16 protein-coding genes and 1 pseudogene are annotated in these 15,384 nt (G+C 51.0%); 8 read left to right on the forward strand and 9 right to left on the reverse strand.

What is annotated here, in order from left to right; genetic code table 11:
- Window positions 1-56: 56 nt before the first annotated feature.
- The 5 genes from dnaN to mutM form a co-directional block, all read right to left on the reverse strand.
- Window positions 57-1,175, reverse strand: coding sequence for a DNA polymerase III subunit beta (gene dnaN / locus J4E70_RS12220; RefSeq protein ID WP_213889770.1), 1,119 nt, complete (start codon window positions 1,173-1,175; stop codon window positions 57-59).
- Window positions 1,176-1,290: 115 nt separating this feature from the next.
- Window positions 1,291-2,652 (reverse strand): chromosomal replication initiator protein DnaA, encoded by a 1,362-nt coding sequence (gene dnaA, locus J4E70_RS12225; protein WP_213889772.1) that lies wholly within the window; start codon window positions 2,650-2,652, stop codon window positions 1,291-1,293.
- A gap of 673 nt (window positions 2,653-3,325) precedes the next feature.
- Window positions 3,326-3,589 (reverse strand): 30S ribosomal protein S20, encoded by a 264-nt coding sequence (gene rpsT, locus J4E70_RS12230; protein ID WP_213889774.1) that lies wholly within the window; start codon window positions 3,587-3,589, stop codon window positions 3,326-3,328.
- Window positions 3,590-3,686: 97 nt separating this feature from the next.
- Entirely contained in the window at window positions 3,687-4,463 is a 777-nt protein-coding gene (locus J4E70_RS12235) for an enoyl-CoA hydratase (RefSeq protein ID WP_213889777.1), read from the reverse strand.
- A 63-nt stretch (window positions 4,464-4,526) separates the two neighbouring features.
- On the reverse strand, window positions 4,527-5,378 hold the full coding sequence (mutM, locus tag J4E70_RS12240) for a bifunctional DNA-formamidopyrimidine glycosylase/DNA-(apurinic or apyrimidinic site) lyase (RefSeq protein WP_213889778.1): 852 nt from the start codon (window positions 5,376-5,378) through the stop codon (window positions 4,527-4,529).
- An 85-nt stretch (window positions 5,379-5,463) separates the two neighbouring features.
- Here mutM and ubiE point away from each other — a divergent pair, with 85 nt between their 5' ends.
- Both ubiE and ubiB read left to right on the forward strand, forming a co-directional pair.
- On the forward strand, window positions 5,464-6,207 hold the full coding sequence (gene ubiE, locus J4E70_RS12245; RefSeq protein ID WP_213889779.1) for a bifunctional demethylmenaquinone methyltransferase/2-methoxy-6-polyprenyl-1,4-benzoquinol methylase UbiE: 744 nt from the start codon (window positions 5,464-5,466) through the stop codon (window positions 6,205-6,207).
- Window positions 6,208-6,210: 3 nt separating this feature from the next.
- On the forward strand, window positions 6,211-7,740 hold the full coding sequence (gene ubiB, locus J4E70_RS12250; protein ID WP_213889780.1) for a 2-polyprenylphenol 6-hydroxylase: 1,530 nt from the start codon (window positions 6,211-6,213) through the stop codon (window positions 7,738-7,740).
- Here the strand turns inward: ubiB and J4E70_RS12255 are convergent.
- The 3 genes from J4E70_RS12255 to fliK form a co-directional block, all read right to left on the reverse strand.
- Window positions 7,726-8,532: a phosphotransferase family protein gene (locus J4E70_RS12255; protein ID WP_213889781.1), complete on the reverse strand. Its 807-nt coding sequence runs from the start codon at window positions 8,530-8,532 to the stop codon at window positions 7,726-7,728. The two genes, ubiB and J4E70_RS12255, sit on opposite strands and share 15 nt — an antisense overlap.
- Before the next feature lie 138 nt (window positions 8,533-8,670).
- On the reverse strand, window positions 8,671-9,339 hold the full coding sequence (locus J4E70_RS12260; protein ID WP_213889782.1) for a flagellar hook capping FlgD N-terminal domain-containing protein: 669 nt from the start codon (window positions 9,337-9,339) through the stop codon (window positions 8,671-8,673).
- 10 nt (window positions 9,340-9,349) lie between these two features.
- Complete coding sequence (gene fliK, locus J4E70_RS12265) at window positions 9,350-10,768, reverse strand: flagellar hook-length control protein FliK (RefSeq protein ID WP_213889784.1); 1,419 nt, start codon at window positions 10,766-10,768, stop codon at window positions 9,350-9,352.
- 122 nt (window positions 10,769-10,890) lie between these two features.
- On the opposite strand from fliK, the gene J4E70_RS12270 reads away from it, so the two are divergent.
- The 6 genes from J4E70_RS12270 to J4E70_RS12295 all read left to right on the forward strand — a co-directional run bounded on the left by J4E70_RS12270 (window position 10,891) and on the right by J4E70_RS12295 (window position 14,890).
- Window positions 10,891-11,169: a rod-binding protein gene (locus J4E70_RS12270; protein WP_247077929.1), complete on the forward strand. Its 279-nt coding sequence runs from the start codon at window positions 10,891-10,893 to the stop codon at window positions 11,167-11,169.
- Window positions 11,162-11,521, forward strand: coding sequence for a hypothetical protein (locus J4E70_RS12275; RefSeq protein ID WP_213889786.1), 360 nt, complete (start codon window positions 11,162-11,164; stop codon window positions 11,519-11,521). The genes J4E70_RS12270 and J4E70_RS12275 overlap by 8 nt, the downstream gene beginning before the upstream one ends.
- 223 nt (window positions 11,522-11,744) lie before the next feature.
- On the forward strand, window positions 11,745-13,214 hold the full coding sequence (locus tag J4E70_RS12280) for a flagellin N-terminal helical domain-containing protein (protein ID WP_213889788.1): 1,470 nt from the start codon (window positions 11,745-11,747) through the stop codon (window positions 13,212-13,214).
- A 58-nt stretch (window positions 13,215-13,272) separates the two neighbouring features.
- Entirely contained in the window at window positions 13,273-13,677 is a 405-nt protein-coding gene (gene flaF, locus J4E70_RS12285; RefSeq protein ID WP_246531723.1) for a flagellar biosynthesis regulator FlaF, read from the forward strand.
- On the forward strand, window positions 13,674-14,078 hold the full coding sequence (gene flbT / locus J4E70_RS12290) for a flagellar biosynthesis repressor FlbT (protein WP_213889790.1): 405 nt from the start codon (window positions 13,674-13,676) through the stop codon (window positions 14,076-14,078). Before flaF ends, flbT begins: the two co-directional genes overlap by 4 nt.
- Window positions 14,075-14,890, forward strand: coding sequence for a DUF1217 domain-containing protein (locus J4E70_RS12295; protein ID WP_213889792.1), 816 nt, complete (start codon window positions 14,075-14,077; stop codon window positions 14,888-14,890). The genes flbT and J4E70_RS12295 overlap by 4 nt, the downstream gene beginning before the upstream one ends.
- Before the next feature lie 77 nt (window positions 14,891-14,967).
- Here the strand turns inward: J4E70_RS12295 and fliI are convergent.
- Window positions 14,968-15,384, reverse strand: a pseudogene (gene fliI / locus J4E70_RS12300) (flagellum-specific ATP synthase FliI); the annotation flags it as partial.

The raw sequence follows: 15,384 nt of genomic DNA on the forward strand, positions 1-15,384 counted from the left end.
TTCCGGATTATAAGTTTGAATATGCCTGAGATGTTAACGCTCTGGCACGGCATCTCTTACACGCGCATCGGCATGACAACATAGATCGCGCTGGTGTCATTGCCTTCGCGCATCAGGGTTGGGTCACCGGAAGAATTGAACATGAAGACCGCATTCTCGCGATCAACCTGACTGGCGATTTCCAGCAGATATTTCGCGTTGAACCCAATTTCCAACCGCTCATCATTATAGGCGACGGCAAGTTCTTCTTCTGCAGCACCGCTGTCAGGGGCATTGACCGAAAGAATCAGTCGATCTTCGTCGAGCGAGAGTTTTACCGCGCGTGACCGTTCTGACGAAACGGTCGCAACACGGTCAACGGCTTGCGCGAAATCGGCGGCGTCAACTTCCAGTTTCCGCGTGTTTCCCGTTGGGATGACGCGGGTGTAGTCGGGGAACGTGCCATCAATGACTTTGGATGTCAGGGTGATTTCAGGCGTCGCGAAGCGAATTTTAGTTTCGGAAACAGAAACAGCGATTTGCATGTCGTCGTCATCCAGTAGCTTGCGCAGTTCGCCCACTGTCTTACGTGGCACGATCACGCCAGGCATATCCCCTGCACCATCTGGTAAACCAGAGTCGATCCGAGCAAGGCGATGTCCATCGGTCGCAACACAACGCAACACCTTGCCACCGTCAGAGTCTGCAACATGCATGTAGACGCCGTTCAGGTAGTAACGCGTTTCTTCGGTTGAAATAGCGAATTTTGACTTGTCAAAAAGTCGGCGTAAATCTGCAGCGCGCGCAGAGAAGTTAGACGCATACTCCGACGTTGCCATAACGGGGAAATCTTCTTTGGGTAAAGTAGCCAGTGAGAAGTTGGATCGCCCGGCTTCGACCGCAAGGCGCCCTGAAGCACCATCATCTGTCAGCGAAACCAGCGCCCCGTCTGGCAGTTTACGCACAATTTCGTGCAACATGACGGCCGAGACGGTTGTTGCGCCAGCACGTTCAACTTGTGCCAGCGTTTTATCCACGACTTCGATATCAAGATCGGTAGCGCGGAAGCTAACAGCATCGCCTTCCGCCTCTATCAGGACATTGGCAAGGATTGGAATGGTATTGCGCCGCTCTACGACCGACTGCGCCTGAGACACCGCTTTCAGAAGGGCTGCGCGCTCGATACTAATTTTCATTCCATCACTCCTACAGGTGTCGGGGCGGTGAACGTAGCGCATTCACCTCCCCGCTCAAGTCTTTTTTGGAATGTCTGTTGCTTTGAGGGGGGCGTCAAGGCCTGACCCGCAGCAATCAGGCCTCTAAACTGCGTCTCAGCAGCTCAAGATCCTCTGCGATTTGATTATCGAGCATTTTTAGCTCTTCCACTCGCTTTACACCGTGCATGACCGTTGTGTGGTCACGGCCTCCAAAGCGGCGGCCGATTTCAGGTAAACTGCGCGATGTCAGCTGTTTTGCCAGATACATTGCGATCTGACGGGGTCTTGCAATGGTGCGCAATCGCCGTGGGCCGATTATTTCGGACAGGCGAATATTATAGTGCTCGCTGACTTTCCGCTGAATTTCGTCAATTGTGATTTTCCTGTCCGAAGCGCGAAGTATATCGGCCAGGCAATCCTGCGCCAGATCAAGCGTGATCTCTTTGCCAACAAGCGAGGCAAAAGCGAACAAGCGCATCAACGCCCCTTCGAGCACGCGAACATTTGTAGAGATGCGATGGGCGAGAAATTCCAGCACGCCATTTGCCAGAACCAGATCGCTGTATTGCTTGCGATAGTGCACAACTTTCTGCTGAAGGATGCCAAGGCGAAGTTCGTAATCCGTTGGATGTAAATCCACGACCAAACCACATTGCAGTCGTGATTTAATGCGATCCTCAAGACCCTTGATTTCGCCAGGCGCACGGTCTGCCGATATGATGATTTGTTTGTTCTGGTCTACGAGAGCGTTAAAGGTGTGAAAGAACTCTTCCTGAGTGCTGTCTTTGCCAGCGATAAACTGGACATCATCAACCATAAGAATATCGACCGAGCGGAACAGCTCTTTGAAGTCCATCATCTTGCGTTCACGCAAGGCTTGCACGAAACGATACATAAACTGTTCTGCGGACAGATAGACCACATTTTGTTGCGGGCTTCTGCTTTGCAATTCGTGGGCAATCGCGTGCATCAGGTGCGTTTTACCCAAGCCGACACCACCATAAAGGAACAGCGGATTAAAGGTTACAGGCCCACCCTCTGCAACGCGTTTGGCTGCGGCATGTGCCAACTCGTTTGGTTTACCTACGACGAAACTATCGAAAGTGAATCTATTATCAAGCGGTGCGCCCGGAAGTTCGCTATCTTCTTTCGTTCCTTCCGCAGAATTCGCTGGAGTTGGAACTTGGCTGGGTGACGCTTTTCTTGAGGAAGAGATTGCAGGAACCGTGAATTCCACGCGACTAACAGCTTCCCCATTTTTTCCAAGCAAGTGAATAATTTGCTCGCCAAAATTGCGGGAAACCCAATTTCCCATAAAATTTGTCGGTACAAAAAAGGTTGCAACCCCATTGCGCAAGCTAGAGAATTCTAACGGTTCAATCCAGTTAACGTAGTTGTTTTTCCCAACTGTTTTTTGAAGTTCCGCCCTAACATGTCCCCAAGTTTCGTCTGTCATCTAGTGTTACCCACTTAGCAATTTTTCAATTTAAAGGCAGCCAAACTACCTTCCCGGAACAACCAGTTCTTTCACTGGGCCCGGCATTTATTGCGACAACACTTTCCTAACGCTGCCAGAGTGAACACACTGGCGGTGATGTGCCGAAAAGGCACACTCCAAGAACACACCAAACGGCGTGTTGAGTTTACGTTTTTGGATAGCAAACAAAGCAACGGAACTTTCAGTTCCAGGTTCTCTTTACTGCTTCCGCAAACGCGGGCTCTTAAGACATGTTCCACGGATCTTAGGACCAGCCCGAATTTTTGAGCCGCCGCACCGCTACATCAGAACAACGAACTTACGCATAGCAAGGTCTGTCCTGATGATTTAAAAACACGAGGAATTTTTCGGTTTATGCATTTTGGGTTTCATTAGGCAGATGCCCCCAAAAATGCGCGAACAAAACTCGTGTCCCTACATGTCCCCCCAAAGTAGACGTGAATCGCATGGCTAAGCTAGCAAGGCCTTAGCAGGCCGCGCAACAGAACTTCGAACTTGACTCAATCTTTGTCGAAACGAATCTCACGGTTAAATTTTTTTTGTTGAGAAACTGGGAGGATGCCGCAGTTGCAAACAAAACAGGCGCGGCAAAAAAGCCACGCCTGTTCAAAATTTCAAAACCAGTGGTAGATTAACTGATTGCTTTTACACGCGCTGCGAGTCGCGACATTTTGCGAGCAACAGTGTTTTTGTGCAGTATACCTTTGGTCACACCGCGCATCAGTTCTGGCTGAGCTTCGCGAAGTGCTGTTGCAGCTTCGTCTTTGTTCCCAGAGGAAATCGACTCTTCTACTTTACGCAGAAAAGTACGAATGCGCGAACGACGCGCTTTGTTAACTTGAAACCGCGTTTCGTTTTGACGCGCGCGTTTTTTAGCTTGAGGCGAGTTGGCCATAGTCGGACGTCCCATCTTTTTGGGTTCGTGAAATCTGAAGTCGGGCTTCTATGACCGACTCAGCTTGAAGTCAACGGTGTTTACAAAGAATTACTTATTATTTGTCTCGAAATTGTGGTTCGCGTTTCTCCAGAAAGGCTGCCATGCCCTCTTTTTGGTCTTCAGAGGCGAATAGCGAATGGAACAATCGCCGCTCGAACAACAAACCTTCGCTAAGTGTCGTTTCATAGCTGCGATTGACGGCTTCTTTCACCACAGCGGTCGTCAGCATGGATTTTTCAGCAATTTTTTGCGCAGCTGACAGCGCCTCTTCGAGCAGTTTTTTCGCTGGTACAACACGGCTGACCAGTCCCGAGCGCTCCGCCTCCTTGGCGTCCATGAAACGACCGGTCAGGTTCATATCCATGGCTTTGGATTTTCCGACGAACCGGGTTAGCCGCTGCGAACCGCCGATGCCTGCTACAACCCCAAGGTTGATTTCAGGCTGACCAAATTTTGCAGTGTCCGAAGCAATGATAAAATCACACATCATCGCCAGCTCACATCCGCCGCCAAGTGCGTAACCTGACACGGCTGCGATGATGGGTTTGCGGCATTTCAGGAATTGCTCAGTCTCGCGGCCGAAAAGGTTACTCATGAAGACTTCTACAAAAGTCTTTTCTGCCATCTCTTTAATGTCTGCCCCGGCAGCAAAAGCCTTTTCAGACCCGGTGATCACAACGCAGCGTACCTTGTCATTCTCTTCTGTTGATTTCAGTGCGTCTGCCAGTTCGCCTAACAACTGAGTGTTCAGTGCATTCAGTGCGTCTGGACGGTTCAATCTGATAAGCGCGACGTGGTTTTCCACTTCGACGATCAGTGTTTCATAGGCCATGTGTTTGCCATTTGTTACTTCGGTTCAGCGCGATTCATTAGCATTCTGACAGCACGGATCAAGCTATCTTTGGCATTGCGGACAATAGAAAGACGAGCGACCGGACTGTACGATTCGCTTAATCTTTTCTTTACACCCTGGGTTGACGCAAGGTTCACCTTCACGCCCGTAAACACGGAAACTGTGTTGAAAATAACCAAGTTCCCCGTCTGTTTGACGATAATCCTTAAGCGAAGACCCACCTGCCTCTATCGCCTCTGACAGAACGTCGCGAATAGCGGGAACCAGTGCAGAAATTCGCTTTTTAGGTAAATCTTTAGCTTTTCGGCCAGGCGACATTCCAATCCGGTGCAGCACTTCGCAGACATAAATGTTTCCAAGACCTGCAACGATTCGCTGGTCTAACAGCGCAGATTTGATGGGGCTATTTTTACCCTTTAGCCGACCAACCAGATATTCTTCGTTAAACTCATTGCCAAGCGGTTCTGGCCCAAGCGCAGAGAGCAGTTTGTGAGACTCAACATCCATAGACGGTGCAAGATCCATCGCGCCAAAACGACGTGCATCATTAAAAATAATCCGCGTACCGCCCTCCATATCCATCACGACGTGATCGTGTTTTTCGGGTGCGGGGTACGCATGATGAAACTCTCCGACTTGTCCGCCAGAAATTAACATTCGACCGGACATACCAAGGTGAATGATCAGCGTTTCACCTGTCGAAAGCTCCGCTAAAATGTACTTCGATCGACGGCGCAACGCCTTTACCGTTGCTCCAGTAAGCCTAACGGCCATATTTTCCGGAAAGGGCCACCGCAGATCGGGGCGATTAACCTTTGCTAAAACAATTCGTTTGCCTTCCATCACGGGTAACAACCCGCGACGAACCGTCTCGACCTCTGGTAATTCAGGCACGACAACCCTTCCTTTGTCAGAGGGCGCATTGTATCGCGCCCTCAGCGCCTTATAAGAGGGGCGGCATCGAAGGACAGCAAGACCCATGAGCGAGAAAACCACACATTTCGGCTTTCAAATCGTAAACGAAGACGACAAGGCCGGTATGGTTCATGGCGTTTTCACCAATGTGGCGTCGAAATACGATGTGATGAACGATGCCATGTCCATGGGGATCCACCGTGTCTGGAAAGATGCGATGATGGATTGGCTGGCACCACGTGCCGGGCAGAAATTGTTAGACGTGGCGGGTGGTACCGGTGACATCTCTTTTCGTTTCCTGAAACGGGCTGGGCAGGCGCACGCAACCGTGCTCGATATGACAGAATCTATGCTCATCGAGGGTTCTAAACGCGCTGAAGCGACAAAACAGGCCGAAAGCCTGAACTGGGTTGTGGGCGATGCAATGGCCTTGCCGTTCGAGGCAAACACATTTGATGTCTATACCATAAGCTTCGGTATCCGTAATGTGACCCGAATCCCTGATGCGCTATCAGAGGCTTATCGTGTCTTGCGCCCCGGCGGGCGTTTGATGGTGCTGGAGTTCAGCCAATTGCCAAACGCAGCAATGCAAAAGGCCTATGATCTTTATTCTTTCAACGTGATTCCCAAATTGGGCAAAATGATCGCGAACGACGCCGACAGCTATCAGTATCTTGTCGAATCGATCCGCAAATTCCCGGATCAGGAAACCTTTGCTGGCATGATACGGGACGCGGGGTTTGAAAACGTAAGCTATCGAAACCTGACAATGGGCGTTGCGGCACTCCACTCAGGTTGGAAAATTTAACAGATGCGCGGACCTCACAATATTTGGCGGCTCGTTCGCACAGGTGCCACTTTTGAGCGCACGGGCGCGATGCGGATCATTCTTGATGCATTGGAAGCGCCAAGATCGTTAAGAATTGCCGCGCGTGTTCTTGGCTGGCCATTTAAATGGCTGGGGCTGAAGGGTGATCCGAACATGCCGCCTGCGACCCGTGCGCTGACCGCGCTGGGACCAGCATACATTAAATTTGGTCAGGTGCTTTCAACGCGCCCGGACGTTGTGGGCGACGACATGGCCCAGCAGTTGACAGTTCTTCAGGACAAGCTGCCGCCGTTCACTGTTGAGCTTGCCAAAGCCTGCGTCGAAGAACAGCTTGGCCGCCCAGTGGATTCTATGTTCTCAGAATTCAGCGAACCGGTTGCCGCAGCCTCTATCGCACAAGTTCACAAGGCAAGGCTTGCGGATACAGGTGAAGAAGTAGCGGTTAAAGTGCTTCGCCCAAATATCGAGCGCGCATTTCAAAAGGATATAGATGCCTTTTACTTTGCCGCTTCAGTTATCGAATTTCTGTCACCCTCTTCGCGACGCTTGCGCCCAAACGATGTCATCGAACATTTTGAGGGGGTTGTTCTGGGTGAGCTGGATTTAAGGCTGGAAAGCGCCTCTGCCTCTGAATTTGCAGCAAACACTGTAGGGGACGCTGCGTTTCAGGTACCCGACGTTCGCTGGAACTATTCGGGGCGTCGCATGATGACGCTGGGTTGGGCTGAAGGGGTGCCGCTGGGGGACAATGCAGCACTTGATGCTGCCGGACACGATAGGACAGTTCTGGGCGACCGGGTGCTTCAACTCTTCCTTTCACATGCGCTGCGAGATGGGTTTTTCCACGCGGATATGCACCAGGGGAACCTAAAAGTAGCAGCAAATGGCGATCTGATCGCATATGACTTTGGTATCATGGGGCGGATCGACGAATACACTCGTCGCGTCTATGCAGAAATTCTGTTTGGCTTCATTAAAAGAGATTACAAACGGGTCGCTGAAGTTCACTTTGAAGCCGGGTATGTACCCGCCGACCGCGATGTCGACGAATTTGCGCGCGCACTTCGTGCTGTTGGAGAGCCTATTTTCGGGATAGACGCCAGCGGCATTTCTATGGGTAATTTGCTGAGTTATCTGTTTGAAGTGACAGAGCGGTTTGGCATGGAAACCAGAACCGAACTTATTCTTCTGCAACGCACGATGGTGGTGGTTGAAGGTGTTGCAAGGTCTTTGAATCCGCATATCAACATCTGGCAGGTCGCGCGTCCGGTTGTTGAAGATTACATCAAGGAAAGCATCGGCCCACGCGCTTTCGCACGTGATTTGGTGCGCACCTTGCGTGTTGTCGCCCGCTTCGGGCCCCGGCTTCCGGAGATGGCAGAGACCGCCTTGATCCGTCAGTCCCAAGACACGGTCGCCCCGCCGCAACCGTCGCATTGGCGCCCTGTAGGATATGTGTTTCTTGGTGCCCTTTTCGCGGGTGCGGGCTTTTGGCTTTCAACTTTGCTCTAACGCCGCCAGTTCCAGCAACATTGCATCAGCATAGTCGGCAGCACCTCTTTTTGCTTTCCACAGGCAATAGGCAGCCATACGCCAGTGAAACCAGGGTGCAAGCTGGGTGTAGCGTTCCGAAACCTTTGGGTTCTCGTAGGCTTCCAAAAAGTCGTATTGTTCACCCGATGACAGCGCGATGCCGCCATAGAGGCTCTGCATTGCGGGTGACAGGAATACGGCGATGTCTTCACAAGGGTCACCAATTGAGGGGCACTGCCAGTCTATAAGGCGCAACCCTTCGGGTGACACGAGCACATTATTCGGCACGACATCACCGTGGATAAGGCACAGTTCAGAAAGAGGTGCGACGTCGCGCAAAGGTTTCATGGCCAAAATCTTAGCCGCTTCCGAACTGGAACAACCTGCCAAGATAGTCTCTGTTATTGCCTGAATTGCGTCAGAACCTGACGGGGTTGTTCTAAGATCAGGTCGCTCTGGCAGGCGATGTATTTGCGAAAGCAGCCTTGCAACCTGCGTGCCATCTTTCCGCCAGCTGTGGCCCACAACATGTTCATAGACGATGCAGAAACCGAGCGCTGTTTCCATCGTTCCGACAAGGGATGGCGCGATTCCCATTCCATTCAGCGCACGCAGTACGTTTGCTTCGGACACACCGTCATTCGGGAAAAGCGGGTTTTTGTTACAGCCGCTGAACAGTTTTACAACCAGCGGTTTTTCGGGAGCTTCGACTTTCCAAATCGCATTTGTCCGACCACCAGACAATGGAGTCCAGTCCGCCCCGACAGGCACAAGGAAACGGCCTTCCAGTTGCGACCGGAGCAGGTCAGGCAGAAGCGGCTGAAGGGATGCTGGATCAGACAGAGCACTACCTTTAGAATTATAAGAGCACGCGCCCTGTTAAGCCTGCAGAAGTTACGCTTCAACCCCTCAGCTTGGTGGGTGTTGCCGCAGCGCGGTAACCGTGCTTGCAGGAACGCTCGCGCCGCTTTCGAGGATCAGAACGGTTTCACCGTTTTCGATCCGTGCTTCGGATACTGACGAAAAGGTTTCGGCCTGTTGTGTTTGCAGCAGTTCGCCGCCAGAAAAATGCTCAACTTCAAAGTTGTAGATTCCGAACGGAAATGGTGAACCATCGTCGCGGACCCCCGCCCATTCGACGGTGCTCTGGTCAGCAGGAATTTCGATTCGTTGGATCTCTGACTGATCTGCAGCTTTGACAACAAGAAATGCCTGATCTGCCAGAGCATCAGGGGTAAATGCAATTTCGACCGGGCTTCCGTCAAAAGAAGCGGGCGCAGCGGCACGCGCTTCCATCCCGATCCAATCTGCAAGCTGTGCGATTCCAAGTACGCCAGACTGGGAGCCAAGGTTTTGCAAAAGCTCATTCGTGCGCACTTGTTGTTCAACACCAGAAAAAGTCGCGAGCTGGACGGCAAAATCCGCAGACTGAATAGGGTTTTGCGGATCCTGGTTTTGCAGTTGGGTCGTCAACATTTTTAGAAAAGTTTCAAAATCAGAATTGATCACCGTAGCGGGCGGTGTTTGCGGATTGGCCGCTGAAGTAACCGCAGGGTTTGCAGATTGAGGGATTTCCATTTGCGTCCTTTCAAAGCCGTAAATCGAGCTCTTCCGCCCGATCTAATGTTAGCTTCAAGTGGTTTCTGCTTGCTGTGGCCGTATCAGTTTGCGCTGAGCCGGTAGATGACGCTTCCTGCTCGGGAACATCTTCCGAATTCTGATGACTTTGACCAAAGTTAAAGGTGACGTCAGAGAAGCCGATATCGCCGAATTCTTGAGTCAGAAATTCGATATGCCTCCGCATAAGCTCCAGCGTTTCTGAGCGTTCAGCATTGAGCGTTACCATTACGCCTGACTCGGAAGTCATAACTGTAAGCTGAACCAGACCAAGCTCTTCAGGCGACAAGTTTAGTTCAACGGGTTGATCTTGCTGAATCTTCGCAACATTCGCCAATTGCTGTGCAATATTCCGGCCAATTTCAGTGCGCGTCGGTCCTGGTTCCGGTCGAGAAACCATACTGTTCGGATCGACCGTCAATTTGGCTTCAACATTCACATTATGCGCGTTTGATGTCGTCTCTTCCAGCGAGATATTGAAAAGCGTTGAGTCACCTCCCGTTATTTCGGAAGTGATTGTTGCGTCGGCTGATTGCAAAGAATTTAACGTCGTAACGAGGTTCTGACGCTGAATGTTGCTAACCTCCTCAGCCTGTATCAAAGACAGGGCGGGAGGGTTGAAGGCATCAATTTCAGACCGACGGGCCGCAGAAGCAAATCCAATAATGGGTGGACGCTTTCCGTAAATTTCTTCTGCCATTTCTCCGCCCGCTGTTGGGTTGTGTGCTTCCCTGACGCGAGAAGCCTTTGTTCTAGAAGTATCAGTTTCTAGTTGATCTGGCCTTATTAGAGACTGATTATCATTAGAAGAAACAGCCAGAGCCGATTGAGAGTTTTCTACATTCTCAAGCTGAACAAACGTTGTTGCCGCCTGTTGAGATGATGGCACGCGCAGCTGGACCTCAGGCGAAGACGCGTGTTTAAGAAGCGTGTCGAGATCAGAATTTATGGTGCCTAAAGTACTGTTTTTTGCTGCAGGTAAGTTCTCTGGCTTTGTCGTGCGTGCGATGCTGGGTGATTGTGAACTCGAGGAGATATCTTTGATATCATTGATAGCTGGCAAAGAGTCTAAGACTACTTTTTCGGTATTCAACTCGCTCTGTGCATCAGTTTTTGCGATTGCATCCTCAAATAGAAGGGCCTCAAAAACCTCTCCCCCCGTATCGAGAAAATCTGAGCGGGGGTTTTGCGGGTTACCAATTGCGGAATACGGCAATCCAAATTCCCCCCCGAACCCTGGAGCATCAGGCTCGTGGCGCAGTGACACCATCATCTGATCAAAATCCGGCCCCGTGTGATCAGTTTGATCTGCCCTCACGATTGGATCGTCGCGTACCGCGCCATCTGTTTGCAACCGTAGTTGTGCGTCAGTTTGTTGTTGAATCTGCATGACCGCCTTGGAGTTCTTCCGCGCTAGATACCTTTCTGTTTGATTCTGGTTACTGGTTCTTTACCCAAACCCGCCAAAGTCACGAAAAGTGTTTTCAATTGAAAGGAAACGACGTGAATGAAATAGCAGCCTTTCAGCCAAACAATGCATCAACTGCGGAGTTGAGTAGTAAAGACCAAAAGCTGCGCCATGCTGCGGAACAGTTAGAAGCGAACTTTCTTGCGGAAATGCTCAAGGCCGCAGGGCTTGGTAAATCTCGAGAGAGTTTTGGGGGCGGTATCGGGGAAGAGCAGTTCAGCTCTTTTTTGCGGCAATCGCAGGCTGAGGCTTTGGTTGATCGTGGCGGTATTGGGCTTGCACAGAGCCTGTTTGAGGCCTTGAAGGATCGTCAGGATGGTTGAAGTGATTCAGAACCGAGAGCTGCTTTCTTTGGAAAAACTTCTGGACGAAGAAAGAAAGAAAATTCTTCTTGGGGACGTTGTTAACGTTTCGCGTCTGGCCAGTCAAAAAGAAGCATTGCTATCGCGGCTTGGTATGTCGGCGGAGGACGCGGGGCAGCTAAGTCAGCTACGGGCAAAGGCGGACCGCAACAGAGAATTGCTGGAAGCAGCGATTCGTGGAATCCGGAATGTCACGCAAAGGCTCGAGTTTCTGCGCCGCGGTCAGAGGCCGCTCCTTACGACCTATGATCAATCGGGCCAAAGTCAAAATCTAGGTGGACCCGCCGCTACGTCTTTAGAAAAAAAGGCCTGAGCGCTGGCCTTTAAGATTTGACTTAATTGCTTTGTGCACGGCGTCCTCAGCTTAGGTATCTCTTAGCTTTTTTGCCCAAGATTGGTTTTGCATTCCAGAAGGGGCTGCATGGCGTCGGGCAAGCCCGATGTTGCGCAAACGTCAGAAAGACATCAGATCCCGCCACAGAACAGCGGGGCACGTAATTTGGTGCAAAAGCACTGATTTAATTAAGGAAATGACCATGTCTAGTCTACTGACAAATACCAGCGCAATGGTTGCGCTGCAAACGCTGAAAACAATCAACACTGATCTTGGGAAAACACAAAGTGAAATTTCGACGGGGAAATCTGTTGCTACATCTAAGGACAATTCTGCCATCTTCGCGATCTCCAAAGTGATGGAATCGGACGTTGCGGGCTTTAAGGCAATTTCTGACAGTCTTTCATTGGGAGAGTCTGCAGTATCTCTCGCAAGGCAGGCAACAGAAACTGTCACCGATCTTTTAACCGATATTAAAGGGAAGGTTGTTGCCTCGCAGGCTGAAAATGTCGACCGGTCAAAAATCCAGACCGATATTTCCGCGCTGCGTGACCAGATCACCTCGATTGTCGGGGCAGCACAATTCAACGGTATGAACTTGCTGCAGGGTACCGAAGATGTGAATATTTTGTCATCGCTTGACCGGAGCAGTGATGGGTCCGTGAACGCGAGCAACATTACAGTAAACCGCCAGGATCTATCAAGCGGTGCAGGGTCTTACGGAACTGGAACCAGCCTAACGCCAAACGCGACGTCAAGTTCCGCAACCATTTCCGCAACCGGTAATACCTCGGATTTGACAATCGCTGCCGCCGCAGATGTCAGTGGTGACACCTTCGACATTACAATCGCCGGAACTTCGGTTTCCGTGACTGGCCTCACGGGCGACCAGGACGCAGCCGCAACAGCAATTTCTGCGGCTATCAACGCACTTGGCCTTGAAGGTATCAGCGCATCATCAGTTACCGACACCGTGACGATTTCTTCTGCCAGAGCCTTTGAGGACGTTGGCGTAGCCGCCACATCGGGTGGTACTGGTATAACAGTTTCCGCCGCTACAATTGGGGAACGCGCTGAAAATGTTACCTTCTCCACCTCTGCGAATGTTAATGAAGGCGATGGTTACAAAGTAACTGTTGGCACAGATGAGTTTACCTATGTTGCGGGTAAGGGTGAAAACTTTGAAGATGTTGCAAACGGCCTGAAAACAGCAATTGATGCTGGCGGTCTTGCCGGGATTACGACCAGGGTTGCAATTGGTTCCTCTGGCGAGGCTATTCTGAAAGTAGACAACTCCGGGGCGGATGTTGCGTTGGCCTCGGCTGGTGCTGCTGGTGGTGACGCGTCCGGTGGCTTGTTTGGCCTGGATGGTATTGATGTAACAACTAATCAGGGTGCAGATGCTGCTCTTGCCAATATCGAAGTTCTGATCGAAAGCTCAATCGACGCGGCTGCTTCTTTTGGGTCGTCACAAAGCAGGATTGAGACGCAAAACAGCTTTGTTTCCAAACTTACTGATTCATTGAAGGCAGGGATCGGTTCATTGGTTGACGCAAATATGGAGGAAACCTCTGCAAGGCTACAGGCGCTACAGGTGCAGCAACAGCTTGGCGTTCAGGCGCTTTCTATAGCAAACCAGGCACCACAATCGCTCTTGTCACTGTTCAGATAACCCTTTCGCGGGGTGCCTTTCTGGCGCCCCGTCATTCGCGCTGAAAATCGCGATTTGAATGCCTCAGTCATTGAAAGGATATGACGTGAACGCCTACACCATGGCCAAAACGGCCTATTCCGCTTCTGCAACACCGGTTCGCACACCCAGAAGCACCGAGTACCAAACCTTTGCGCGGGTCACACAGAAACTAACCCAGGCAGACGGGAAAACTGGCGCTGAATTTTTGGATTTGGTACGCGCAATTCATGAAAACCGCCAGCTTTGGACGCTTCTTGCTACAGATGTTGCGGGTGATGGAAACGCATTACCACAGCAGTTGCGGGCGCAATTGTTTTACCTTGCTGAATTCACAGCGGAGCACAGCCGCAAAGTCCTGAAAAACGAAGCCAGTGTTGAGGCACTGGTCGATATTAATACCGCGATTATGCGCGGCCTTCGCACACGGACGGATTTAGCATGAGCGGCCTTGTTCTGAAGCTAGGACCAAAGGAACGGGTCCTGATCAACGGTGCCGTGATTGAAAATGGTGACCGCAGGTCGCGCCTGTCTATCGTGACACCAAACGCGAATATCCTGCGGCTGCGTGATGCCATTCACCCGGAAGACGTGAACACCCCGGTACGCCGCGTATGTTACATAGCGCAACTTGTTCTTTCCGGTGACGCAAAGAAAGAGGAGGCGCGCATGCAACTTTTGCGTGGCATCGAACAGCTCAGCCAGATTTTAAGAGACGCGGATAGCAAAAGACATCTGGATGCTGCAAGTCAGTCCGTTATTCATGACCAGTTTTATAAGGCGCTCAAGGCGCTGCGGTCATTGTTGCCGCGTGAAGAACGGCTTATGGCTGCGAGGCAGTCATGAATTTTCAACCTGTCCTCCCGCTGTCCGGGTATCCCGGATGGTTGTTTTTAAATCGCACGCTTGAAACACAGCAAACAGCGCATGACAACACGCAGCAGATTAAAAGAGAAACCGCCTATTTCGAGAAAAACATAGGCCGGATTCAAACCGCCGAGGCGCTCGTCCAAGACCGAACCCTTTTAAAGGTCGCTTTGGGAGCGTTCGGTCTGGATGACGACATCGGCAACAAATTCTTCATTCGAAAAGTTTTAGAAGATGGCACGTTGGAGCGTAGCGCCCTGTCAAACAGGCTCGCTGACAAAAGATACTTCGAATTTTCCAAAGCATTTGGTTTCGGGGATTTTTCGACTCCGAACACGCAACTAAGCGATTTTGGAGCACGCATTGCGGAGGCCTACAAAGAACGGCAGTTTGAAGTTGCGGTTGGTGATCAGGACGAAAACATGCGACTGGCGCTTGGCGCACAGCGCGAGTTAGACGCCCTGACCAAACGCGATATTTCCGACAATGCAATGTGGTTTACAGTTATGGGCAACGCTCCTTTGCGCAACGTGTTTGAAACTGCACTGGGTCTGCCTTCCAGCTTTGGGTCGCTGGATTTGGACAAGCAACTTGAGGTTTTTCGTGACAGAGCGGAACGGCAATTTGGTGCGAAAAATATAGCGCAGTTTGCAGACCCCGAAAAACAAGAAGAGCTGGTAAGAAATTTTCTGATCCGGGCCGACATTCAGAACCAGAATATTTCAATTCTTGGCGGACAGACCGCGTTGGCTCTGCTTGAAAGCGCAAGCGCTATTCGGCCCTTTCGATAAAGGTTGAACTGGTGTGGTCCCTCCCTCTTAGAATCGCGCAGTTTGCACTAGGCTGCGCCCTTTCCGAATAAACTTTTCTACGATGCTGTATCCGGCACTTGTACGTTCTTTAAAATACCGGAAAGCCGCTCGAAACTGGCTTGTCTATTGTCTGTTTCATCTTCGGAAAGGAATGCATCCAGCGCCGGCCAAACTTCGATCGCAGCATCAATCGTCGGGTTGGACCCGGCACTGTACAACCCTGCTTGAATCATCATTTCTGCCCGCTCATATGCCCCCAATAACTGCCGTGTTTTAGTGATTATGGCGGTTTCATTTTCTGAGGCTGCGTTTGGCAAGCTTCTGGAAACGGATTTTAGTAAATCAATTGCTGGGTATCGCCCTCGTTCCGCGATTGTGCGATCCAGAACGACGTGCCCATCCAGAACGCCCCGCAGAATATCGGCAATCGGTTCTTCCATATCTGATCCCGGGACCAATACACTGAACACTGC

The organism is Pseudohalocynthiibacter aestuariivivens (assembly GCF_018457175.1).
In the GTDB taxonomy this organism is placed as follows: domain Bacteria; phylum Pseudomonadota; class Alphaproteobacteria; order Rhodobacterales; family Rhodobacteraceae; genus Pseudohalocynthiibacter; species Pseudohalocynthiibacter aestuariivivens.